The organism is Rheinheimera muenzenbergensis (assembly GCF_036984005.1).
Lineage (GTDB): Bacteria > Pseudomonadota > Gammaproteobacteria > Enterobacterales > Alteromonadaceae > Alishewanella > Alishewanella muenzenbergensis.
Genome location: NZ_JALAAR010000003.1, coordinates 192,263 through 215,918 on the forward strand (window position 1 = coordinate 192,263; position 23,656 = coordinate 215,918).

Sequence of the window (23,656 nt, forward strand, 5' to 3'; positions counted from 1 at the left end):
TACTCCGGAATACGCAGATAAAGGCGGCTATTTTAGCACAGGCCGCCCTGCGCCAGACAGCCGCCGGCGTTACTTATCCTGCATGCTGGCCGTGTCAGCTTTTATTTCCACATTGACAGCGGCTTTGGGCTCTGCAGCTTTGGTTGCCTCTGCTACCGTTTGCTTAACAGCATTCACCGGAAAAAACAGGTTCAGCGGCTGCTGTCTGGCTTGCTCCCACAGGCTTTTTAACAGCAGTGGCAACTTACTGATGCTGGTGCCACGTGCACGCAGCGCAACAGCCAATGCCAGCGTAAAGCTAACCCATAAATTAACAAAGCCAATTAGCAATACAAACAGTAAGTTAAGTAAGAAACTTAACACACCAATGTCACCACTTAGCGCACTGTAGCCCAGGTTCGCCGACGAAAACGCTACATGGCGAATATCCAGTGGTAAACCACTTAAATAGCCAACATAGCCGGTCATACCCAGCAGCACACCAAACAAAAAATTACCCGCCAGCGCACCGTAGTTGTCGTGCAGGTAGTTAGCAAATCGTTGTCTGGCACTATCCGGCAGCAACTTTTTCAGCAAAGGATGCTGATATAACCGCAACCTTAGCTCCAGGCAGTTGGCGCGATTGTCAAAAAAGCCAGCGATAATACCTGAGCAAAACAGCCACAAGCCGGCAATGGCAGCATAAAACAACGCCAGCCCGCTAACCGGTGAAACAGCCGCTAGCTGATAAGCCACCATATCACTCGTCAACAAGGCCGAGCCGGTTACCAGCCTGACCGCGATAGCAATGCTGCAGGCCAATACTATGGCGACAGTAACATTGCCCCACACGGCAGCCCACTGCGAACGGTTTACGTCAATCAGCAGCGCCGCCAGCTTTTTATTTACTGCCCGGCCGTTTTCACCACGCTCGACTTCCTGAGCGAAACTGGCAGCTGTCATCGCCGGTTGTTTGGTCGCGATAACAAAGTGCAGCATATGAATAAGCACAAACCCCAAACCATAATTCAGGCTACTAAGCGCCGCTTCGTAAAACGGACTAAAGCCCTGCTGCTGGATATAAATTTTTATTAATGCCATCAGTGCGATAATAACTCCGGCACCCGCCGCCGAGCGCATCAGGGCAAAAAAGCTGCTTTTATCACGGGCAATGTAGTGCTCGCCGTGGCCGCTTTTATTTACGGTAATACTTTTTGACAGCATCTGGGTACTGCTGCGCCACAAGGCACCGATACTATTTTGCTCGGTGCTGGCCTGCGCCAACAAACTAAATAAGCTGAATAATTTACCGCCTTGCGCAGGCGTATCGGCTTGCAGCAGGTCAACCAGCAACACTATGCGATCCAGCGTTTGCTCTAACCGTTCCAGCAAATGCGCTACCGATACCGAACTGCCCACACCGGCACCACGCCGGCGCAACCGCTCCAGCTGATCGCGTGATTGCTGAATCATCACATCCAGATGGGCAGTATCCAGCAGCGGCAAATCAGGATCATGCAGTTTGTCGCGGCCACTTTGAACAAACAGGTTCATTTCGCGGCTTAGCGCAATAAATGGCGAGTCGAGACTGCTTAAGCGCCGGTCCAGCCGCATCAAATCAGGTTCAATTTCTTCAGCAGCAACCCAAATGCCGAGCATTTCCAGCGCATACAAACATTCTTCCTGAAAATGGCCGCGCATTTTTGCCACCAGTGCGGGCTCAGCATTGGCGCACAATGCGGCAAAACAGCCCTGAATAGCCTCACTGCTTGCCGGGCATAGCCACTGCGGCTGATCTTTGCCGTTAAACAACTGCACCAGCATATCTTTAAAATCGTTCTGATCACGTGGCGCCGGGTTTATCCTTTCATACAGCCGTGAGGCCATTTCCCGTAAAAAGCCGCGGCGGGAAAACAAACCGGAACTTACCAGCGCCGGATAGATATTGACTTCACTTAACCAGCTAAACAGCACCTGCGCTATAGCGGCGCTATGTTTGGGGTTAGTAGTCAACGCTTCCTGTAGCTTTGCAGCCCGCTGCGCCTGATCCACCCCCAGGCCATCGTAGCTCAGCCAATCGACCAGGGCCGAAGCCAGCGTAACAGGACAGCGCTGTTCGGCAATGCTACGCACCAGTGTCACTGCACCCAGTGTTTGCATATTGGTTTCCTGTTTTGTTAAATAATGCCGACTATACCGGAAAAGCGGCCATACCCTTTAGTGCCAATTACACTAACATCACAACACTTGCTTTTGGTCTGACCAGTGTTAAGCTTCGATTTGTTAACCATTTACACTGACGGACCTATTATGTTTTCTGCTTTAACCAAAGCCAACTGGGGCTTACGCTTTTTTGCCTGGCGCTATATACCGCTGATTGGCTTTTGTAAGCCTAAAATTATCCGCATGGACAGCACAACGCTGGAAGTTACCATGCCACACAGCTGGCGCACTAAAAACCATCTGGGCAGCATTTATTTTGGCGCCCTGGCCATAGGTGCCGATTTGGCCGGTGCGTTTTTGGTATTCAGCAAAGCCAGTGCCCGGGGTGTAAACGCTAATTTTGCCTTTAAAGACGTGCAGGGCCAGTTTTTAAAACGGCCGGAAGCAACAGTGCACTTTGCCAGCCATGACGGAGCCATCATTGATGCGATGATTGATGAGTCTCTGGCCACAGGCGAGCGCATTAACAAGCCGGTGTCGGTGCTGGTAACCTGCCCCAGCCTGCACGGCGATGAGCCGATGGCCAGCTTTACCCTGACGCTATCGGTTAAAGCAAAACTAAAAAAGTGATCTCATTTGCAGCAATAGCCAACAGCGTCTAAAATCCGCAGTCTTTGCGCAAAGTGCCCAAGCGAGCCTGAACCCTATGCAACATCTAGCCGGAAACCTGTTTATTATCTCGGCACCCAGCGGTGCCGGTAAATCCAGCCTGATCCAGGCTTTGTTAAAACGCCACAGTGATATGCAGGTTAGCGTATCCCACACTACCCGCGCACCGCGTCCCGGTGAACAGGACGGCGTGCACTACCACTTTATCAGCGTCGAACAGTTCAAAGCGCTGATAGCCCAAGACGAGTTTTTTGAATGGGCCGAAGTGTTTGGTAATTACTACGGCACCGCTAAAAGCAGTATCCGCGATAGCTTAAGCCAGGGTATCGATGTGTTTTTAGATATCGACTGGCAGGGTGCACGGCAAATTAAGGCGCAGGAAAGCTCGGCTCTGGGGATCTTTATTCTGCCGCCCAGCTTAACTGAACTGGAGCAACGGCTGAACAATCGCGGCCAGGATGCCAGCGACGTCATCGCCAAACGTATGGCCCAGGCACACAGCGAAATGAGCCATGCCAATGAGTATGAATACCTGATTATCAACGATAATTTTGATACAGCTTTAGCAGAACTTGAACGTATAGTGTTGGCGCAACGCAATGGTTACGCCAGCCAGGCAGCACGACAGCAGGCTTTACTGTCGCAACTGTTGGCGAAATCAGCAAATTAGCGTAAACTATGCGGTCTTGTGAATACCCGCACACTCGGAGCAATAGATGGCACGCGTAACTGTTCAAGATGCAGTAGATAAAATTGGTAACCGTTTTGATTTAATTCTGGTGGCTGCACGCCGTGCCCGTCAGTTAGCGGTAGAAGGCAAAGAAGCGATGGTAGATATCGAAAACGATAAACCTACTGTAGTTGCACTGCGTGAAATCGAAAAAGGTTTTATTACTAATTCCGTGTTAGACGAGCAGGAACGCCGCGAGCAAATTCAGCAAGAAGCCTCAGAAATGGCGGCAGTAGCTGCAATTATCGGCTCAGAGCAAGAATAAACCCCCTCCGGATGCAGCCAGCGGCGTTTAGCCGTTGGCAACTGCGCTAAATAGACGTATATTCTTAATAAATCACTCGCTTAACGCCATATTGGCTTTGCTGTCGCAGTTTGGGAGCACAGGTGTATTTATTTGAAGGTCTGAAAAACCAGATTAGTGCTTACTTACCCGCCGAGCAGGTTGCCCTGGTGCAACAGGCTTACATTGTGGCGCGGGATGCGCACGCGCCGCAAACACGCTCCAGCGGTGAACCCTATATTACTCATCCGGTCGCGGTCAGCAGTATTTTGGCCGACATGCACATGGACCACGAAACCCTGATGGCGGCGTTGTTACACGACGTCATTGAAGATACCCCCGTCAGCAAAGAAGAGCTAGCCAGCCAGTTTGGTGAAACCGTTGCCGAGCTGGTGCAGGGCGTCAGTAAGCTGGACAAGGTAAAGTTTAAAGATTATCACGAGTTTGAAGTTACCAACCTGCAAAAAATGTTTATGGCCATGACGCAGGATATCCGGGTGATCTTAATTAAACTGGCCGATCGCACCCACAATATGCGCACCTTAGGTGCACTACGGCCAGAAAAACGCCGCCGCATTGCCAAAGAAACGCTTGAACTATACGCCCCCATCGCTAACCGGCTGGGTATTCATAATATAAAAAACGAGCTGGAAGACTGGGGGTTTCAGGCGTTGTACCCAATGCGTTACCGGGCCTTATCTACAGCCGTAAAACAAGCGCGTGGCAACCGGCGTGAACTGCTGGAAAAAATTCAGTTTGAAATTTTAGGCCGGCTTGAGCAGGCCGGCATTACTGCCGATGTCAGTGGCCGCGAAAAACACCTGTACAGCATTTATCGCAAGATGAAAAACAAAGAGCTGATGTTCAACGATGTGATGGACATCTATGCTTTTCGGGTGGTTGTCAGCAGTATAGATAACTGCTACCGCACTCTGGGTGTGGTGCATAACCTGTACAAGCCAATAGAAATCCGCTTTAAAGACTATATCGCCATTCCAAAGCAAAACGGCTACCAGTCGTTGCACACCTCGTTAATTGGCCCGCACGGCATACCGGTAGAAATACAAATGCGCACCCGGGAAATGGACGAGACAGCTGATATGGGGATAGCAGCGCATTGGTTATACAAAGCCAATGGTCAGGGCCAGGATACCACGGCGCAGTTACGCGCCCGGCGCTGGATGCAAAGCCTGCTGGAATTACAACAAAACGCCGGCAACAGTGCCGAGTTTGTCGAGAATGTGAAATCCGAGCTGTATCCGGACGAGCTGTATGTGTTCTCGCCGAAAGGCAAAATTGTCGAGCTGCCAATTGGCGCCACTGCGGTAGATTTTGCTTATGCGGTGCATACCGATATCGGTAACCGCTGCGTCGGGGCCAAGGTAGACCGCCGGCCTTACCCGCTGAATAAGCCGCTGGAGACCGGCCAGACAGTTGAAATTATTACCAGCCCGGGTGGCAAGCCCAATGCCAACTGGCTTAACTATGTGGTAACCAGCCGGGCGATACTTGGCATACGTAACTACCTGAAAAAACAGCAACAAAATGAATCAATCAGTTTGGGCAGACGTTTGCTCAGCTCAGCGCTGGGTGAAGTAAAACTGGAAGATATCGCCCCCGAGCGAATAGAGCAGGTACTGCAGAATACCAAGCAAAAATCCTTGGACGAATTGTGCAGCGAAATTGGTCTGGGTAACCAACTGGCCATAGCGGTAGCCCGCCGCCTGCTGGGCGAGTTTGAATCCGACGATTCCGGCAGCAAAGAAGCCGCCGGGCCACTGCCAAAAAGTAAAACCTTTATTATCGGTTCTGAAGGTATGCTGCTAACCTTTGCCAAGTGCTGCCGGCCGATACCGGGCGATGAAATTATTGCCAGTGCCACCCCCGGCAAGGGCCTGAACGTGCACCGCGCCGATTGTCGTAATATTAAAGGTTGGGATAAAGAGCCGGGTAAGTTCTTCCCGGTGCGCTGGGATAAAACCGGCGATAAGCAATTCTTATGTGATATCCGCGTGTTTATCGTTAACCGCCAGGGTGTGTTGGCTAAACTCACCACACTGATAGCGTCGCAGGATTCCAATATTCAGGATCTGGCCACCGATGACCGAGACACCGGCGAGTATGTGATTAAAATAACCCTGTCGGTACGCGACCGGATACATCTGGCCAATGTGATGCGCAAAATCCGCGTCATGCCAGATGTGCAAAAAGTTTACAGAAGGAAATAAACAAGATGTCTAAAGTAATTATCCGGACCAGTGATGCCCCGGCAGCTATTGGCACTTACAGCCAGGCGGTAAAAATTGGTACCACGGTTTATTTGTCTGGTCAGATCCCACTGCTGCCAGCGACCATGCAAATGGTGTCAGAAGATTTTGCCGAACAAACCCATCAGGTATTTAAAAACCTGGCAGCGGTATGCGATGCAGCCGGTGGCAGTTTAAATGACATGGTTAAAGTAAATATCTTTCTCACCGACTTAAGTCAGTTTGCTAGCGTTAACCAGATTATGAGCCAGTATTTTGCCGAACCTTATCCGGCCCGCGCTGCGGTGCAGGTATCGGCGTTACCGCGCGGCGCGCAAATTGAGATTGATGGCGTCATGGAAGTGCCTTCAACACACTAATGATGAAAATCCTACCCAGCCATAGTATTTTTTATCCGCTGTGTTTGGTGGCCAGCCTGCTGACCAGCACTCTGGCTTATGCTGAAGAGCCGGTAGCAGCGGGCAATGCCGCTGAGCCGCAACTAGTCTGGTGTCTGGATCACTTTTCACGCTTTCATCATTATGAAGACACGCCCGAGCCTTATGGGCCCTCGGTTGATTTAATGCAGGAATTGGCTAAACGCGCAGGTTTTAAATTGCATTTTACGCCCCGCACCCCCACAGCCCGTTGTTTGCGCATGATGGCTGAAGGTAAGGTCGATTTAATGTCAAACCTGAAGTATAGCGACGAGCGCAACAGCAACATGTTTATGTTACCTTACAATAAGACAGTGCCGGAAAGCTTATTTTTACGCTATAACGACAGCCGTATTATCGACACTGAAGCCCAGCTGCAACATTTAACCCTGGTTAGTATCCGCAGTTATTTGTACTCCCCCAGCGTGATGGCCTTTTTGCAGCAGCATCCACGCCAAGCGGTTACCGTAGATTCGATAGAAGCCGGCTTAGAAATGCTACTACGCGGCCGGGTTGATGCGCTAATATCCCCCACAGTCAGCACGTCGGATGCCATCAACACCACCAGCAGTTACCGGCATCGCTTTCGTATCGCTGGGCTGGATTTAGGCCGCAATAATCAATCTTACATACACATAGCCTTATCCCGCAGCAGCGCGCACGCCTCTTTGGAGCCGCTGCTGCGTAAACACCTGGCAGATATGGTGACAGACGGCACAGTGGCGCGGCTTTATGATCAGGCAATAGCGCAAAGCATGTTACTGCCTCCTTTACCACTACAGCCCTGATGACCGATCTTTCTCCGCTGGCTGCTCAGGCCGTTACCACTATTAAAGGCGTTGGCAGCAAGGTTACTGAAAAACTGCATAAGCTGGCCATCACCTCAATACAAGATATCTTATTTCATCTGCCGCTACGTTACGAAGACCGCACCCGCATTTATGCCATTGCCGATTTAATGCCGTTAATGCACGGTACTGTGCTGGGCGAAGTGGTCAGCAGTGACATTCAACTTGGTAAAAGGCGCAGCTGGCTGGTGAAAATTAAAGACGGCAGCGGTTATCTGACATTGCGGTTTTTTCATTTTAGCGCCGCACAAAAAAACGCCGTCAGCCCCGGCGTGCTGCTGCGCTGTTTTGGCGAAGCCAAACGCGGCCCTCGCGGGTTGGAAATGCTGCATCCGGAATACCGGGTACACAACGACGAGCAGCTAACAGAAGTAAGCGAAACCTTAACGCCGATTTATCCAACCACTGAAGGCCTGCGTCAGGCGACCTGGCGCAATCTGACCGACGCCGCTTTGCAGTATTTACAGCGCAGCCAGCCGGATGAATACCTGGCCGGCAACCTGACACAAAACTGGTCACTCAGCGAAGCGTTGCACTATATTCACCGGCCGCCGCCGGATGCCAGTTTGCAACTGCTGGAATTGGGTAAGCACCCGGCACAACAGCGGCTGATTATTGAAGAGTTAGTGGCGCAGCAACTCAGCATGTACAAACTGCGTAGCCAAAGCCAGCAGCAGCAAGCCATAGCGCTGCGTATCGATAACAGCCTGCAGCAGCGCTTTTTAGCTGCGCTGCCGTTTTCGCCCACTAAGGCCCAGCAAAGGGTAACTGACGAAATACGCCATGATCTGAAGCAAAACCTGCCGATGTTGCGACTGGTACAGGGTGATGTTGGCTCGGGCAAAACCCTGGTTGCTGCATTGGCAGCGCTTACCGCCATTGGCAATGGTTATCAGGTAGCGCTAATGGCGCCAACAGAGCTGTTGGCCGAGCAACACGCCGCCAACTTTGCCCGCTGGTTTACGCCGCTGGATATCAGTGTGGCCTGGCTTGGCGGTAAAACCAAAGGCAAAGCGCGGCAGGCCACGCTGGCCGCCATTGCCGATGGCAGTGCGCAAATGGTGGTTGGTACTCATGCGCTGTTTCAGCAACAGGTCGAGTTTAATGCCTTAACTCTGATTATTATCGATGAGCAACACCGCTTTGGCGTGCACCAGCGGCTGGCACTGCGGGAAAAAGGCGGTATCGCAGGCGTTTATCCGCATCAGCTGGTGATGACCGCCACACCGATACCGCGTACGCTGGCGATGACCGCCTATGCCGATCTGGACACCTCAATTATTGATGAACTGCCACCGGGCCGCACGCCGGTAACTACTGTGGCGATACCGGATACGCGGCGCGATGATATTATCGAGCGGGTGCGCAGCGCAGTAAAAACCGAGCAACGCCAGGCCTATTGGGTCTGTACCTTAATTGAAGAGTCTGAAACGCTGCAATGTCAGGCCGCTGAAGATACCTTAGTTAATTTACAACAAGCTTTGCCCGACTTACGTATTGGTTTAGTGCATGGCCGGCTAAAAGCAGCAGAAAAACAAGCTGTAATGCAACAATTTAGCGCCGCCGAGCTGGACTTGCTGGTTGCCACCACGGTAATTGAAGTCGGCGTAGACGTGCCCAACTCCAGCTTAATGATCATTGAAAACCCGGAACGATTAGGCTTAGCCCAGCTGCATCAGTTACGTGGTCGGGTTGGTCGTGGCAGCACCGCCTCGCACTGCGTATTGTTATACCATGCGCCGCTGTCCCGCACCGCGCAATCACGGCTTGGCGTACTGCGTGACAGTAACGATGGCTTTATTATTGCCCAGCGTGATTTAGAAATACGTGGTCCGGGCGAATTGCTCGGCACCCGGCAAACCGGTGTGCTGCAGTTTAAAATAGCCGACCTAAGCCGCGACGCTGACCTGCTGCCACAAGCGCAGCAAATTGCCACCACGCTGTGGCAGCAAAACCGCAACGCCAGCGAGCAGCTGATCAAACGCTGGTTAGCGAATAAAGAGATTTACGGCAATGCTTAAATGCCCTTCCCCACTTAACTCGCTTATTTAATATTCCAAAAGTGAATATAAAACAGTTTTACTATTCCATTTTTCCAGTATAACGTTAATACACCACAGCAGCATTGCCCCCAGCCCATTCGGGCCAACTTAAACCAACAATAAATTATTCAGGAAGACACTATGACATCTTTTACTACAGGTAAGGTGGCGGCTGCATTGCTGCTTGCTACTGCCGGCGCTGCCGCTCAGGCAGCTGATGTAACTATTTATGGCCGCGCTCATTTATCGCTGGACCAGCTGGACAATGGCGTCGACAGCGGCACTAACGTGTCCAGCAACGCCAGCCGGCTGGGTTTTCGCGCCAGCACTAAGCTGGACGACGGCCTGGAAGCCTTTGTACAACTGGAACAAACCATTCGTTTTGACGAAGGCGGTGGCCAGTTTGCCGACCGCGACTCCTACGTTGGCCTGCGTGGTGATTTTGGTACGCTAAAAGTGGGCCAGTTCGACACACCATTAAAAGCCATTCGCAGCAAGGTAGACCAATTTGGCGACCGTATTGGTGATCTTCGTAACCTTACGCGTATCAACACCGGCAGCAGTAATATTGGCAATGTGTTTGATGAACGCTTTAAAAATGGCGTAGCCTATCAAAGCCCCAAATTTAATAACCTGAGCTGGACCCTGCATTACACGCCGCATAACACTACCGGTGCTACCACCGACAATGTACGCGACTCTTACAGTACCTCCCTGGTTTATGACGTAAAAGGCCTGTATCTGGCAGCCGCTTATGAAAGCTTTGAAGGTATAGACGGCGTTGATCCCAAGGCCATCCGGCTTGGTGCCTATTACGATATCAGTGCGCAGCTGCGTATATCAGCGCTTTACCAGAATGCCAGCGATATTCCGGGCGGCGACCGCGATGTATATGGTGCCGGTGCCAGCTACAAACTGGATAAATTTACGCTACGCGGCCAACTGTATCAGGTAAGTGACAACGACAGCCCGGACAGCGGAGCCACCTTAGCCGTAGTCGGGGTAGACCGCAACCTGGGCAAAGATCTGACACTCTATGCCGCCTATGGCATTACCTCTAACGATGATGCCGCCAGTTACCGCATCTCAGCCGGTGGCCGCGGCACCTCTGTACCAGCCATTGCCGGCGAAAACACCACCGGCCTGTCGCTGGGCATTATTTACAACTTCTAACCAGGCAACGCCTGACGCACCCGTTTTATGGATGAATCGCAGCGCCACGGATTGGCAATCGCACCTTCCTCCTCCTGTTGAAATAACCGTTTTGGTTGCCCCGCTTGCGGGGCTTTTTTAGTTTAGCGTGACAACTGTCTTTTAAAGCATGCTTTGTCGCAGCATGCTCAACTGTGCCCATAAAAAAGCCCCTTAACAAGGGGCTGGCTGGATGGCATGGCTATTTAGCCGGTTAAAACGAATAGCGTAAATCTGCATAGTACGAACCACCATTAAAACCAAATGGTGCATTGGTATTGGGGTAGACAAAGATGCCATTAAAGCTGTTTACCTCTGGCTGTTTATCCGGGTAGGTGTCAAACAGGTTGCTGGCACCAAAACCCAGTTGCAGCGTATCCGTTAATGCATAGTTAAAGCTAACGTCTACAGTAACTTTACCGCTGTATGTTTTGTCGCCGGTTGCATAACCTAAAGTGTAAGGGCCAAAATAGTTTAACCGGACATCAGATGTCAGCTTGTTATGCTGATGGTTTACACTCCACACCGCGCCTTTATTAGGATTCGCCTTCGTCAGGCGTACTTGTTCAACTCTGTCAAACAAACGCTGCTGTAAGCCATCTAACAGCTGAGGCACCTTAATGCTGTCGATACTACTGTCGTTATACTGCGCACTAAAAGAGGTTTTCCACTGCCCCCATAAGCCGGCATCCCATTGATACGCCAGTACGGCCTCAACCCCTTGCGTAGTGGTATCTACCGCGTTGGTAAAAAACCGCACTGAATCTGCGCCTGAATCACCCAATAGCTGGTCAAGTACAGCACTGCTGGCACGGTTAACACTGCCGGTAAGAATAATACGATCGTCTATTGCGATACGGTAAGTATCCAATGTAAACGTTAAACCGCTATCGCCCTGAAAAGTAATGCCGGCACTGATACTGGTGGCTGACTCTGGCTGCAACGGACCCTGTCCGATAGCGCGGGTCACCGTCGATATATTGTTAAAGGTGCCGGACTCGGTTGGGGTCAACACCCCGGTTTGCGGATCGGCGACAAACAGAGTTGATAAGTTAGAGAAGTACAACTGCTGTACACTGGGTGCACGAAAAGCATCATTCGCGGTAGCTCGCAGCGCCCATTGCTCGTTCAATTGATAGCGGCCAGACAACTTCCAACTGGTGTCACTGCCAAAATCGGAATAATCTTCCTGTCGCAGTGCTGCGCCCCAGGTAAAGTTATCGCTAAGTGCATTTTCCAGCTCGACATAAACGGCGGTATTATGCCGGGATTCATCTACCTCAGATTCTGGCGTAAAACCACCAAAGCCCTGAATGCCGCCGGCTTTACCCTGATAACCATAGTTGCGCCACGACAGCTCGTCCCCGGCACTAATACGATAGGCATTGTGTCGCCGGCTGATACCGGCCGACACCACCAGCTCTGAGTTGTTGACAAAGTCAAACCCTTTGCTGGCATCTATGTTAAAGTTTTGCTCGCTGTTTTGCAGTGTGCCTGCGTAAGCACTGGTAGGGCTGCCAGGCCCGAAAGACGCATTCAGCGAATTATTTACATAGTAATCAAATTCACTTTCACCGGTGCCGGCAGAGAGATCCACTTGCCAGTCGGCCAGTTCAAACTTTACACCGGCAGTTAACGAATAGTCACTTGATTGCGGAGCGATTTCCGGCAAAAATCCGTCCGGATAAATGTCGGTAATATTGCGTGCATCCGAAGCACGGCGATAAAACGCCCCCGATGAGGACTCCCGGTGGCTAAGTCCGCCAAAACCGTACCATTGCACCTTATTATCTTGCTGATATCCCGCATTAACAAATACGGCTTGTTGTTCAAAGGCGGCATCGCCAACCTTATGGCTTAAGCGGTTAAAGCCCGCTTCACGCGGATCAGGCTCACCATTGATACTGGCATATTGTTGCCGGGGATCCGGCCCTGCGCGGTTAGTGCCGTTTTTATGCTGATGTTCGACGCTGAAATTAACAAAACCAGTATTAGCAAACCGAAAACCGGAATTCAGGCTGGCTTTGTAATATTCGCCATCTCCCTTGTACGTTTGGCCAGTACTGAGGCTAACATCAGTGCTCTGCGCCTGATCTTTCAGCACTATATTAATGACACCGGCTATCGCATCAGAGCCATATTGCGCGGCTGCACCGTCACGCAGCACTTCAATACGTTTAATTGCTGAGATAGGTATAGCGTTTAAATCGACATTCGAGCTGCCACGCCCCATAGTGCCATTCAAGTGCACCAGCGCAGTACCATGGCGGCGCTTTCCATTTACCAGCACCAGCGTATGATCCGGAGATAAACCCCGCAAACTGGCAGGGCGTACAGCGTCTGAACCATCTGTGATAGAAGAGGTAGGAAAATTGAAACTCGGCACCAGCAATTGCAACGCCTTTGCCGTTTCCAACGCCCCGGTTGCAGCAAGTTGGTCGGCACCAATAATGTCCAGCGGCGCGCTGGTTTCGGTGGCAGAGCGTACCGACAACCGGCTACCAATTACAGATATTTTTTCAATGTCAGCTTGCGCCTGCTGTGCCACCACCTGGCCAGAGTAAGCCGCTGCGGTCAGTGCAATACTCACCGCTATGCTCAGTTTTTTTTCTACTGTCATACAAAATCCTTATTAAAATTGCTGATGTTATGTTTCTGTTGTAATTATTCAGGCAGCAGATCGCAGTTTGGCCGCCACCAGGCTAACGGCCTGCTGCGTGCTAAAACGAATACGCGCCAGTGCCTGTGGCTCACTAAGCAGGCAGGTATGGATACCGGGCTGTTGGGCGAAAGCGGCGTGCGGCAGATAGCTATCAACCGGCATAACGAACAAACCAAATTTGTCTAACAGCGGCCGCAATTGTGTATCCAGCAGCGGCGAATACAAACCGCTGCCAGTAGCGGCTATCAGCGCCACTTTGCCGCGCAGCGCGGTCGGGTCGAGCAGTTCAAAAAAGTGGCAGAACAAACCGGGCAAACCTGCTGCATACTGCGGCACGATAAAGATAATCAAATCTGCATCCAGTGCTTGCTGGTAGGCCTCTGCTGCGCTATCTGGCAGCTGCAGCAGGCTTTCGGCGCAGCCAACATCGCTGGCAATTTGGTGCAGGTGCAACACCTGCAAGGTGATGGGCGTATAATTGACCAGTGCTTCAACAAATACTTGCGTCAGGGCCAGATTTACCGCGCTGCGACGCGGCGCACCGTTAAATACCAGAACCCGCATTGTGCCATCCATCCTGTTGATAACTATGCAGGCCCAGGTAATCCTGCTTGCCTATGGCAACGCCGTTGTGGCGCAAAATGTTGTAGCCGGTCGTGATATGAAAGTAAAAATTGGGCAGCGCATAAAACAAGGCATAGCCCAGCGCGGTATAGCGCTCTTCATGCTGCGGCGGCAGGGTAAAGCTTTGCTCCAGCACGCCGTCAAACTGACGCGGAGGTATCGATAACAGATAGCTGATACTGTGGTTCACATAGGCAATATGCTGCTCAATACTGACCACTTCTTCAACAAACTCCACGCTGTCTTTACCGCTGTACAGCTCAACGGTTTCACGGGCAATATCGGCCGCTCGTTTAATCTGACGCGACAATTCATACATATCCGGATACAACCGGCTTTGTAACAGTAAAGCCGCCGGATAACCTTTTAGCGCCGCCTGATAACCCGCTTTGCGCAGCAATGTGGCGAGGTTGGTTAAGCTGCGGATAAATACCGGAACGGTCACGTCATATAAACCTACGCTCATCTTGTCTCTCCTGTGCCAGAAAACTTTATTCAGTATCCTGCACTGTGAAAAAAGCGCGGTATCAATTGATACCGCGAAAGACAGGTGACATAGCAGGAGCAAGCGATACTTGCCCTATTATCTTAATATAACTTTTTTAATATTATATCTATTCTTTAATTCCATTTTGGAATATATAAGTTGTTTTATACCTAATACGTTAACAACCTTATGCCTGCAAAGCTTGCTGCAGGTCGGCAATCAGATCGTCTGCGTCTTCCACCCCAATGCTTAAGCGAATTAAATCATCGGTTACCCCGGCAGCTAAGCGGCTTGGCGCATCCATAGCAGCATGGGTAGTACTGGCCGGGTGACAGGCCAGGCTTTCCAAATCACCCAGGCTTACCGCCTGGGTAAACAGGTTAAGCTGGTCTAAAAAGCGCGCAGCCCGCTCAAAGCCGCCAGCCAGCTCAATGCTGACCATGCCACCAAAAGCGCCCACAGTTTCAGCCAGCACCGGGTAACCCGCATCAGTAGTCAGGCCCGGGTAAATCACTTTGTTCACTGCCGGTTGCTGCGCTAAAAAAGCTGCTACTTTTGCCGCGCCGGCAAGGTGGGCATCCATTCGCAGCGCCAGTGTACGCAGGCCGCGTTGCAGTAAATAGGCTTCCTGCGGGCCTATCGGCGCGCCGATATGTTTCAGCGCTATGGTGCGCACCGGTTGCATCAGCTCTGCGCGCCCCGCCACCACGCCGGCAATAATATCGCCGTGGCCGCTTAAGTACTTGGTAGCGCTGTGCATCACCAAGTCAATGCCATGTTCCAGTGGCTTAAACAGGTAAGGCGTTAAAAAGGTATTATCACACACCGTAATGGCACCGGTTTTCGCCGCTGCGGCTTTTACTTTACGATAATCGGTGACTTTCAGGTTAGGGTTGGTAATGGGTTCAAACAGCACCAACTTAGTGCCATGGCTTATATTAGCCAGCAAGTCGTCATCACTGGCATAACGGCTTACGGTAATACCAGCGCGGCTGAGGGTATTTATCAAAAACGCCGCAGTGCCGCCGTAAACCGGGTCAATAAAGGCGACTTCGTCGCCAGCACTTACCAGAGCATAAAAAATACTGCTCACCGCCGCCATACCACTGGCCACTACTAAGGCTTCGTCGGCACCTTCCAGCTCGGCAAGCTGCTGCTCCAGCGCCTGCACGGTCGGGTTGCCCATGCGGCTGTATATAAAACCCGGCTGCTCACCGGCAAAGCGCGCTTTGCCCTCTGCTGCTGTGCCATAAGTAAAGGTACTGCTTTGATAAATCGGCGTGGTTAACGCGCCGGTTTGCTGATCGCCGCCAGCGGTGTGTAGCAATTGGGTTTTAAATTTCATAAATAATATCCGTTAAATAGCCGCTTTTACGTCAGCCTGGTTGAGATCAGCATAATGCGCCGCAGCCACATCAGGGTGCGAGCGTAGACGGCCTTTTAATACATTTTGTCCTACCTGATAAAACAGCGGGTTAAGCGGATCACTGGCCGGGCCTTTCGCCTGCATTGCCAACGCCTCCGGCAAGGGCAGCAACGGTACGGTGGCATCCAACTGCGCGGCCATAAAAAACGCGCATGACAGGCGCTCAACACCGGCCGGCGGGCTGACAACTCTATGGTAAGTGGCACGTAAATAGCCATTCGATGCCAGCTCCAGCAGTTCACCAATATTCACCACAAAGGCACCGGGCAAAGGCACTGCGCTTAACCAGCCTTTTTCCGTTAACACTTCAAGGCCGCTCTGGCCGTCCTGCAACACCAGCGTTAAATAACCCGGGTCTTTGTGTGCGCCTACGCCTTGCTCCTGCTCAGGAGCACTGCGCCCGGGATAACGGATCAGTTTCATATGGCGGTACGGGCCATCTTTAATGGTGCTGTCAAAGGCGTCTTCGTTTTGCTGTAGTACCAGCGCAAAGGCACGTAGCAGGGTTACGCTAAGATCGGTTAACTGATCCTGCCATTGCAGCAACACCGGTTGCATAGCCGGTACCGCCGCCGGCCACTGGTTCGGGCCATATAAACGCCACCAGGCCGGTTCATCTTTTTGCAGCAGCGGCGCCTTATGTTCAGCCATAATATCAAACTGCTCGCGCTGATCAGCCTTACCCAGCGTTAACTCGCCACCTAAGCGGGTGTACCCGCGAAAATGCGGCGACTTCACCATTTGCACGGCATCTTTGTCTGCTTGTGGCAAAGCAAAAAACTCTGCCGCCAATTGCAAAATAGCTTGTTGCTGCGTTTGTGTGATGCCGTGGCCGGTCAGATAAAAAAAGCCAACATCGCGTGCAGCCTCGCCCAGCTGTGCCAAAAACTGGCGGCGTGGCTCACCGCCAGCATGCCATAAGGCTAAGTCAAGTACCGGAAGTTGTAACATCATAGCTCGCTCGCATTTGCAGATTATTTAATGCGGCCATTTTATGCCTGCTACAGCAGACTCCGAAGGATTTGATAACTATTAGTTATATAAAACAGAAATAACAGGCCACTTGGATATATAGCTAGCCGGAAGCTCAGATGGCTGGATGCTAACCATCAACAACAGAGCAACCGCCACTGGCTTGCGGCAAAAGCATCAGCACAGTTAGATCTTTTAGTTCTAAGCTAAAACAAGGTAGATATCCAGACGTTTAAATGCCCAACACTTAATTACTTAAGGCTTTGATATTAAATAACTTTTAATTTTAACAGTCAGTTCTGGCACTACAGTATGTATTTATTTTGGGGATTGACGACACAGGTAGCGTCGGTGATATCATTATTCCATAAAATTCATTAAATAGAATTTAATATAACAAATAAGAATATATGGAGTAACCCAATGTCTGCGTCAAGCAAAACCATCCCCATACTATTGACCCCTTTAGCGGTGCTGCTTAGTCAGCCGTTGCAGGCAAATGACAGCGATGTCACCGAACGTGTAGAACGCATTGCCGTCACAGGCTCGCACATAAAGCGGGTTAACACGGAAAACGCCACACCGGTGTATCAGTTAAGTGCTGAAGATATTGCTGTCAGTGGCAAGATCTCCCTGACAGAGGTACTACGTGATCTCACCATTAATGCCGGAAACAGCTATGACGAGCAATACACCAGCAGTTTTTCTGCCGGTTCAGCATCCATTGCCCTGCGTGGTTTAAGCCCGAAAAACACCCTGTTGCTGGTCAACGGCCAGCGCGTATCCAACAATGGCTTCGCCTTAAACACCCAGGATACCTTTGTCGACTTAAATGCCCTGCCACTCAGTGCAGTAGAGCGGATTGAAGTGCTCAAAGACGGCGCCTCTGCTGCTTACGGTTCAGATGCCATTGCCGGAGTAGTGAACATTATTCTGCGTAAAAATTATCAGGACACCGAACTCAAATTGTCTGCCGGTAATGCCACCGAAGGCGGCCTGGCACAGTATGCTGCAGGCTTTGTAAGTGGTTTCGGTGATTTACTGCAGGATGGCTACAACCTGACTGCCAGTGTCGATTTTCTGCAACGCGAACGGCTGGATGCCAGCGACCGCAAACTGACCAGCTCTGGTGATTTTCGCCATTTGCCAGGCGGAAAACTGGCGGGTTGGAGCAGTCAAGGCGGTGCCTTTGTGCATTCAGCACAAAACCGCGAAGCCTTTGAAAATTGCCCGCAAGGCTCAGCTAAGCGGCTTTGGGCCGACTTTGCCAGCCCGCTGGCCGGTGACACCTGTGCCTTTAATGCGCAAGCTTTTAATACCTTACAACCTGAGATCACCCGGCGGCAGTTCTCGGTACTGGGCACCGTGCAGCTAACTGATGATCTGCAAGGTCATGCCGAAGTGCTTTACAGCAACAATTCCTCAGCGCAAATTTTTGGCCCACCGCTTAGCGTAGGGGCCGGATTGCGGGCATATGATCAAACAAGCGGCACTTTGGTTGATATTCCGGTGGTGTTGCCGGTTGGCCACCCGGATAATCCGGGCACTGCGCCGGTGCCATTTGAATATACCTTTTTTGATATTGGGCCAAGGCTGAAGAACAATCAGCAACAGTTTAGCCGGATATTAGTTGGTTTAGACTTCAGTGGCGAGCATTGGGATTGGCAGCTCACAGCGTTAACATCACAAAGCCGCCAGCGTGAATATGTGGATAATTTTGTTAACCGCTATGCCTTTGAAAAAATTCTGGCTGATGGTAGTTACCGTTTTACCGAAGGCGGTAACAGTGCCGATGTGATAGACGCCCTGCGCCTGCAAACCCGTCGCCCCGGTGATTACCGTATCGATTCGCTGAATTTCAGTGCCAGCCGCATACTGGCAGAGTTGCCAGCCGGGCCACTGGCCTTTGCTGCGGGGGTGGATTTACGCCGCGAACAAATGCAGGCCGGTACCTCCTATGAGGTGCTGTCTGGCACTGAGCTGCGCCCGGCGATTAATTTAGTCGATGGTAAGCGCGAAGTTATTGCGGCTTTTACCGAGTTTACCATACCGCTGCTGACCGACTTGACGTTAACGGCAGCAGGCCGTGCTGATCACTATGACGATTTTGGCAGCGCCTTTTCACCCAAAATCGGCGCCCACTATGTTCTGAATGAAGACTGGCTGCTGAGGGCCTCGTGGTCACGCGGTTTCAGGGCCCCGTCATTGCCGGAAATAGCGAACAGCAATACGGTAAGTTATGGCGCGGTAATCGATCCGAATGATCCTATTACACCGGGGGCCAGTCGCGGTTTTAGTCAGTTCCGTGCCGGTAATCCGGATTTGAAGGCAGAGCGTTCAACCAATATTAACGCTGGGGTGATCTGGTCATTTGCCCGTCATTCGAGCATTGGTATAGATGTGTTTCGGATAGAACAGCAGGATGTGATCGCCAGCGACAGTGCGCAGTTTATCATTAACAACCCGCAACTGTATCCGGACCGCATTCGCCGCGACGAACAAGGCCGCTTGCAAATTATTACCAATCAATACCGCAACCAGGGCGTACGGGAAGTGTCGGGCTTTGATATTGATTTTACCCATCGTTGGCAACTTGCTGCAGGCCAGCAGTTAAACCTGAGCTCCGTCTGGTCGCATTTAATGGGTTATAAGCAATCGTTAGTGGCTGAGCAACCAGTTATTAACGGTGCCGGAACCAATCAGTTTGGGGCGCTGCCGCATTGGCAAAGCAATACCAGCCTGAACTGGCAGTATCAGGATTGGCAAACCACAATCAGCGCCGATTACACCAGCAGCTACCAGCAAAAAGTGGCGACTGCGGCCAGTAACCCCAGCCTTAACAGCAAGGTAGACAGCCATGTGCAGTTTAATGCCCAACTCAGCTACAGCGGCTTTGCCAATAGCGTGCTGGCGTTGTCGGTAACTAACTTAACCGATCGTGATCCGCCGTTTGACCCTGCTGCCGGCTCTTATTACTACGATATGACCCAGTACAACGCCCGTGGCCGGGTGGTAAATCTATCACTAAGTTATCAGATATAGCGGCAACCTCAGATTGTTAACAAGGACATAATTATGCAATTTAAACCTAGATTACTAGCCGCGATGCTGGCTCCACTCTCTTTAGCTTTTACCTCTATAGTACAGGCGGAACAAACTAAAAAAGATGACAACGCTGTAGAGCGTATAACGGTTGTCGGCTCTAACCTGAAACGCAGTAACGAAGAAGGCACCTCGCTGGTTGAAGTGTTCAGCCGTGAGCAGATAGCGCAAACCGGTGCGGCAACTGTTGCCGATGCACTTAGCGCTGTATTACCTAAAGCAGATTTGGAGTTTGGTACTGATGGTGGCCGCTTTGCACCGGGCGCTAATACAGTAAGCTTAAGGGGCCTGGGTACACAAAATACTTTAATTTTGTTAAACGGCCGTCGCTATGCACCAAATGCCTTTGCCAATTTAAGTACCAGTATTGTTAGTTTGAACACCATACCCCTGTCAGCTATTGAGCAAATTGAAGTGCTGTATGATGGTGCCGCCGCCATTTATGGCTCTGATGCTGTAGCTGGGGTCATAAACTTTCGCACCAAACAGAATTATACCGGTACAGCCTTAACCGCCCAGTACGGTGGCTGGCAAGCTGGTGATGGTGAGCGGTTAAATATTGGTTTAGCCAAAGGGTTTGGCTCACTTGATAACGATGGCTATAACCTGCTGCTAACGCTGGATGGCTTAACTCGACAGCCCACTTATTGGAAAAACCATGATGCTATTAGTAATTTAGATAGGCGCCCCCTGGGCGGCAGTGACTATCGGTTTACCGGACTAACCGCCGGTGAATATCGGTTAGCCGGTGGTTTACGACGTGTTGCCGAGGCCTGCCCGGGGCAATTAGAATCACTTAGTGGCGGCGATTATTGCTTTTCAGACCAAAACCACTATCAAGACTCTGAGACTAAACGCTTAAATGCCAATGCCTTGTTACGTTATCGTTTATCAGACAATATTGAGCTTTTTGCTGAAGCCGGTTTAGGCAAAGATGATCTGGCCTTTAATTCCTGGCCACTATCCATTCCGTCTGCTGCTGCAGTGGTAAAACCAACCGATGCAGTTTACCGCACTGAGCTAGGCGGCTTATCTACCGAAGGAAAAGACATTTTACTTACCCGGCGTTTATTTGAGGCTGGTCTTGGCGATAACTGGGTAGAAAGTGACAGTTTCAGATCGGTAGTAGGAATAGATGCCGCCTTGGGTGACTGGGATTTGTCAGCATCACTGTTACATCACAAAAACCGCAGCAAACAAAACCGTCCCAGAGTAAACAGTAGCAAGGTAACTGCCGCTTTTGCCGACGGTAGCTTTGATCCCTTTGTCAGCTCTAACTCTGTCGCCGCAACCAAGGCCCTGCTTGATGACTATATTAGTGATGGCCAGGCAGCCATCAGTGTGTTTGACCTTAAAGCGGCAAATAATGACTTGTACACGCTAGCAGGTGGTCAGTTAGGCTTGTCCGTTGGTCTGGCACTACAGCATGACCAAGCGCGTGAAGCGCGTAATTTCAACCGTCCAACAACAGACAGCAGCCGTACTATCAGCTCAGTGTATGCTGAGCTTAGCGTACCACTCACGGAAGGGTTGGAAACCCAACTAGCTGTAAGATACGACCACTACAACGATGTAGGTGGTGCCACCAGCCCGAAAATTGCTGTGGCATACCAGTTTACGCCTGAGTTGCTGCTAAGAACCTCGGCCAATACTACATTTAGGGCCCCCAGCTTGCAGCAACTGAATATGGCACCAACCGGCTCTTACTGGTTTTATAACGACTGGGCCCGCTGCACACCAATGGGCAAAAATATTGGCCAGTGCACCGGCCGGGTTGACATGAACAACGTCAGCAACCCGGAATTACGCCCGGAAACGTCAATCAATCAAACCTTCGGTGCCGTCTGGTCACCTGCCAAACACTTTACTGTGTCTGCAGACTGGTATTTGATACGGCAAAAAGACACGATTTCACGCTTAAACATCCAATACATTCTGGACAACGAAGATACTGATCCTGCCCTGGGTGCCTTAATTAAAAGAAACCCATTGGATCAGAGTGAGGCAGATCGGTATCCGGGGCTTACCAAAGGCAGCATTGACGAAGTAGACGCGCCGCTTGCCAATATTGGTAGGGTGGAAACCTCAGGTATCGAGCTGGCGTTAAACTATCAACTCCACTTAAACCAGTGGGGCCGGGTGAGTTTCAATAATAAACTCAGTTACCTGCTAAGTTATAAGCGTTCAGATCAGGATGGCTTACCCTTGCAGGACCGCACCGGCGGCACAAGCTATACAGATTGGGTAAATAAAGCACGCCTGAGTTATCACTACGCAAACTGGCATAGCAGTATTGTGGCCAATACCTATGACAGAACGCGTGACATTAGTGATATTACGCAAATTGACACCAACCCTGATGGGTTTATCCCTTCCTACACTGTTTTTGATATTACAGCGGGTTATCAATTCAATACTGACCTGACGTTAAGAGCGGGTGTGCGTAATGCGTTTGATAAGTTGTCGCCATTCTCTAAGAGTGCTGGCGGCTATATTGGCACAAGCCGGGGTAGATATTTATTTGTCGGGCTTGATTATCAGTTTTAAAGCGTAATCGGCCGCTGCCATTAACTTGTTAATGGCAGCGTGCTTACCCTTGTTTTATTCGCCTTAAGCACCACCCGACATATAAACCTGCGCTGCAGCATAGCAAAAATAGCCAGCCAGACAGCGCCGATGCCATAATGCCGGATAACAACACGCCAACAGTACAACCCAGTGCCAGCATGGCACCAAAACCCATTAACACACCGCCGGCAATTAACCTGGGTAACTCGCGCAGCTTTGGCAGGCTGGGTTTAAAGTCTCCAGCCGGTAACGCCGCGGCAAAAGCACCGGCAATTAACGCCAGAATAAACACCCCGTTGTTACTCAGCAGGGTTTCTTTTACCACAGTGGCACAACCCCGCAAGGTGTCCAACCCTTCTAACCGGGTGGGGAAACTGCTGAGCTGACTGCCCAGGCTACGGCTGATACTGCCAAGTTCTGCGGTAACCCCCAGTGGCGCTACCCGCAAATAAGCCAGAGTAGCAATAACAGCCACCAGAATACCGCCAATATAAGCCGGCCAACGCAGCAAAAAAATTGCCTGATAAGCCGAAGCCGCAGTAGCAGCAGCTTTGTCACGGCCGTATTTAAACAGCAAGGCCGCTAAAAACGCCAGCACAGCCAGCTGAACCAGCAGCGAACCGGCATAGCCCAGCTCAGCCGGCAGCCAGATCGCCGGGCTTTGCTGCATAAACTGCAAATACACACTGTTCCAGCAATAAAAACCCAGCAAAAAACCCAGCAACACCGACGGCAGTACCACCAAACCACTAAAAGCACCTTCACCGAGGCGGTACAACACTGCACTGATGCACGAGCCCGCCAGCGCCATACCCAGGCCAAACGCGGTAGCACCAAACACCAGCGCCCAACTTACGGTACCAATATGAGCACCGGGCGGCAGACGGCCACTAGCGGCGTCGGGCACAAAAACACCAAACACCGCATGATAACCAACCAACCCCAGTACCAGCGCCGCTAACAGTCCCAGCAAGCCGCGGGCTTCGCGCCGTTCGATAAAATCACGGCTGATACAATAAAAGCAAAAACGCGAGCGCTGAATAACATAGCCAAAGGCTGCGCCGCTGAGTACTGAAAAACTCAACTGAGCATCGTACTGCAAATACCAGGCCGTGACGCCAAGCGCCACCAGCAACAAAAAGGTAATACTCCAGCGCACACGGCTATTAAAGGGTAAAAACAACGCAGTTGAACTCACAGCAGCTCCTGTACAGAAAAATCAGCGGT

At 51.1% G+C, this 23,656-nt stretch carries 17 protein-coding genes; 10 read left to right on the plus strand and 7 right to left on the minus strand.

Annotated elements, in window-relative coordinates; genetic code table 11:
- Window positions 1-69: 69 nt before the first annotated feature.
- Window positions 70-2,139 carry a site-specific recombinase gene (locus tag MN202_RS04885; RefSeq protein ID WP_335734969.1) on the minus strand — a complete coding sequence of 690 codons (2,070 nt, stop codon included), beginning with the start codon at window positions 2,137-2,139 and terminating at the stop codon, window positions 70-72.
- Window positions 2,140-2,289: 150 nt separating this feature from the next.
- Between MN202_RS04885 and MN202_RS04890 the strand changes: the two genes are divergently transcribed.
- The 8 genes from MN202_RS04890 to MN202_RS04925 all read left to right on the plus strand — a co-directional run bounded on the left by MN202_RS04890 (window position 2,290) and on the right by MN202_RS04925 (window position 10,570).
- Complete coding sequence (locus MN202_RS04890; protein WP_335734970.1) at window positions 2,290-2,772, plus strand: DUF4442 domain-containing protein; 483 nt, start codon at window positions 2,290-2,292, stop codon at window positions 2,770-2,772.
- 76 nt (window positions 2,773-2,848) lie between these two features.
- Complete coding sequence (gene gmk, locus MN202_RS04895; RefSeq protein WP_335734971.1) at window positions 2,849-3,481, plus strand: guanylate kinase; 633 nt, start codon at window positions 2,849-2,851, stop codon at window positions 3,479-3,481.
- A gap of 46 nt (window positions 3,482-3,527) precedes the next feature.
- Entirely contained in the window at window positions 3,528-3,806 is a 279-nt protein-coding gene (rpoZ, locus tag MN202_RS04900) for a DNA-directed RNA polymerase subunit omega (protein ID WP_335734972.1), read from the plus strand.
- Window positions 3,807-3,928: 122 nt separating this feature from the next.
- A complete protein-coding gene (spoT, locus tag MN202_RS04905) occupies window positions 3,929-6,052 on the plus strand; it encodes a bifunctional GTP diphosphokinase/guanosine-3',5'-bis pyrophosphate 3'-pyrophosphohydrolase (RefSeq protein ID WP_335734973.1) in 2,124 nt (707 codons plus the stop codon).
- A gap of 5 nt (window positions 6,053-6,057) precedes the next feature.
- On the plus strand, window positions 6,058-6,450 hold the full coding sequence (locus tag MN202_RS04910; RefSeq protein WP_335734974.1) for a RidA family protein: 393 nt from the start codon (window positions 6,058-6,060) through the stop codon (window positions 6,448-6,450).
- Window positions 6,450-7,295 carry a substrate-binding periplasmic protein gene (locus MN202_RS04915; RefSeq protein ID WP_335734975.1) on the plus strand — a complete coding sequence of 282 codons (846 nt, stop codon included), beginning with the start codon at window positions 6,450-6,452 and terminating at the stop codon, window positions 7,293-7,295. Before MN202_RS04910 ends, MN202_RS04915 begins: the two co-directional genes overlap by 1 nt.
- The gene (recG, locus tag MN202_RS04920; protein ID WP_335734976.1) at window positions 7,295-9,376 is read left to right on the plus strand and encodes an ATP-dependent DNA helicase RecG; all 2,082 of its coding nucleotides are present in this window, start codon (window positions 7,295-7,297) and stop codon (window positions 9,374-9,376) included. The genes MN202_RS04915 and recG overlap by 1 nt, the downstream gene beginning before the upstream one ends.
- Window positions 9,377-9,538: 162 nt before the next feature.
- The gene (locus tag MN202_RS04925; RefSeq protein ID WP_335734977.1) at window positions 9,539-10,570 is read left to right on the plus strand and encodes a porin; all 1,032 of its coding nucleotides are present in this window, start codon (window positions 9,539-9,541) and stop codon (window positions 10,568-10,570) included.
- Between the two features lie 232 nt (window positions 10,571-10,802).
- On the opposite strand, the gene MN202_RS04930 is transcribed toward MN202_RS04925, so the two are convergent.
- The 5 genes from MN202_RS04930 to MN202_RS04950 all read right to left on the minus strand — a co-directional run bounded on the left by MN202_RS04930 (window position 10,803) and on the right by MN202_RS04950 (window position 16,741).
- Complete coding sequence (locus MN202_RS04930) at window positions 10,803-13,208, minus strand: TonB-dependent receptor plug domain-containing protein (protein WP_335734978.1); 2,406 nt, start codon at window positions 13,206-13,208, stop codon at window positions 10,803-10,805.
- A 48-nt stretch (window positions 13,209-13,256) separates the two neighbouring features.
- The gene (locus tag MN202_RS04935; RefSeq protein ID WP_335734979.1) at window positions 13,257-13,814 is read right to left on the minus strand and encodes an NAD(P)H-dependent oxidoreductase; all 558 of its coding nucleotides are present in this window, start codon (window positions 13,812-13,814) and stop codon (window positions 13,257-13,259) included.
- On the minus strand, window positions 13,795-14,340 hold the full coding sequence (locus tag MN202_RS04940) for a DUF1993 domain-containing protein (protein ID WP_335734980.1): 546 nt from the start codon (window positions 14,338-14,340) through the stop codon (window positions 13,795-13,797). Before MN202_RS04940 ends, MN202_RS04935 begins: the two co-directional genes overlap by 20 nt.
- Before the next feature lie 208 nt (window positions 14,341-14,548).
- Window positions 14,549-15,706 (minus strand): trans-sulfuration enzyme family protein, encoded by a 1,158-nt coding sequence (locus MN202_RS04945; RefSeq protein WP_335734981.1) that lies wholly within the window; start codon window positions 15,704-15,706, stop codon window positions 14,549-14,551.
- 12 nt (window positions 15,707-15,718) lie between these two features.
- The gene (locus MN202_RS04950; protein WP_335734982.1) at window positions 15,719-16,741 is read right to left on the minus strand and encodes an isopenicillin N synthase family dioxygenase; all 1,023 of its coding nucleotides are present in this window, start codon (window positions 16,739-16,741) and stop codon (window positions 15,719-15,721) included.
- 441 nt (window positions 16,742-17,182) lie between these two features.
- Between MN202_RS04950 and MN202_RS04955 the strand changes: the two genes are divergently transcribed.
- Both MN202_RS04955 and MN202_RS04960 read left to right on the plus strand, forming a co-directional pair.
- Window positions 17,183-19,801, plus strand: coding sequence for a TonB-dependent receptor plug domain-containing protein (locus MN202_RS04955; protein WP_335734983.1), 2,619 nt, complete (start codon window positions 17,183-17,185; stop codon window positions 19,799-19,801).
- 33 nt (window positions 19,802-19,834) lie between these two features.
- Entirely contained in the window at window positions 19,835-22,408 is a 2,574-nt protein-coding gene (locus MN202_RS04960) for a TonB-dependent receptor (protein ID WP_335734984.1), read from the plus strand.
- 43 nt (window positions 22,409-22,451) lie between these two features.
- Here the strand turns inward: MN202_RS04960 and MN202_RS04965 are convergent, their stop codons facing one another.
- The gene (locus tag MN202_RS04965) at window positions 22,452-23,627 is read right to left on the minus strand and encodes a YeeE/YedE family protein (RefSeq protein ID WP_335734985.1); all 1,176 of its coding nucleotides are present in this window, start codon (window positions 23,625-23,627) and stop codon (window positions 22,452-22,454) included.
- Window positions 23,628-23,656 lie beyond the last annotated feature (29 nt).

Coding starts and splice junctions, on each gene's coding strand:
- MN202_RS04885 (WP_335734969.1), bottom strand. CDS start 2,139: ATGCAAACACTGGGTGCAGTGACACTGGTGCGTAGCATTGCCGAACAG.
- MN202_RS04890 (WP_335734970.1), top strand. CDS start 2,290: ATGTTTTCTGCTTTAACCAAAGCCAACTGGGGCTTACGCTTTTTTGCC.
- gmk (WP_335734971.1), top strand. CDS start 2,849: ATGCAACATCTAGCCGGAAACCTGTTTATTATCTCGGCACCCAGCGGT.
- rpoZ (WP_335734972.1), top strand. CDS start 3,528: ATGGCACGCGTAACTGTTCAAGATGCAGTAGATAAAATTGGTAACCGT.
- MN202_RS04910 (WP_335734974.1), top strand. CDS start 6,058: ATGTCTAAAGTAATTATCCGGACCAGTGATGCCCCGGCAGCTATTGGC.
- MN202_RS04915 (WP_335734975.1), top strand. CDS start 6,450: ATGATGAAAATCCTACCCAGCCATAGTATTTTTTATCCGCTGTGTTTG.
- recG (WP_335734976.1), top strand. CDS start 7,295: ATGACCGATCTTTCTCCGCTGGCTGCTCAGGCCGTTACCACTATTAAA.
- MN202_RS04925 (WP_335734977.1), top strand. CDS start 9,539: ATGACATCTTTTACTACAGGTAAGGTGGCGGCTGCATTGCTGCTTGCT.
- MN202_RS04930 (WP_335734978.1), bottom strand. CDS start 13,208: ATGACAGTAGAAAAAAAACTGAGCATAGCGGTGAGTATTGCACTGACC.
- MN202_RS04935 (WP_335734979.1), bottom strand. CDS start 13,814: ATGCGGGTTCTGGTATTTAACGGTGCGCCGCGTCGCAGCGCGGTAAAT.
- MN202_RS04940 (WP_335734980.1), bottom strand. CDS start 14,340: ATGAGCGTAGGTTTATATGACGTGACCGTTCCGGTATTTATCCGCAGC.
- MN202_RS04945 (WP_335734981.1), bottom strand. CDS start 15,706: ATGAAATTTAAAACCCAATTGCTACACACCGCTGGCGGCGATCAGCAA.
- MN202_RS04950 (WP_335734982.1), bottom strand. CDS start 16,741: ATGATGTTACAACTTCCGGTACTTGACTTAGCCTTATGGCATGCTGGC.
- MN202_RS04955 (WP_335734983.1), top strand. CDS start 17,183: ATGTCTGCGTCAAGCAAAACCATCCCCATACTATTGACCCCTTTAGCG.
- MN202_RS04960 (WP_335734984.1), top strand. CDS start 19,835: ATGCAATTTAAACCTAGATTACTAGCCGCGATGCTGGCTCCACTCTCT.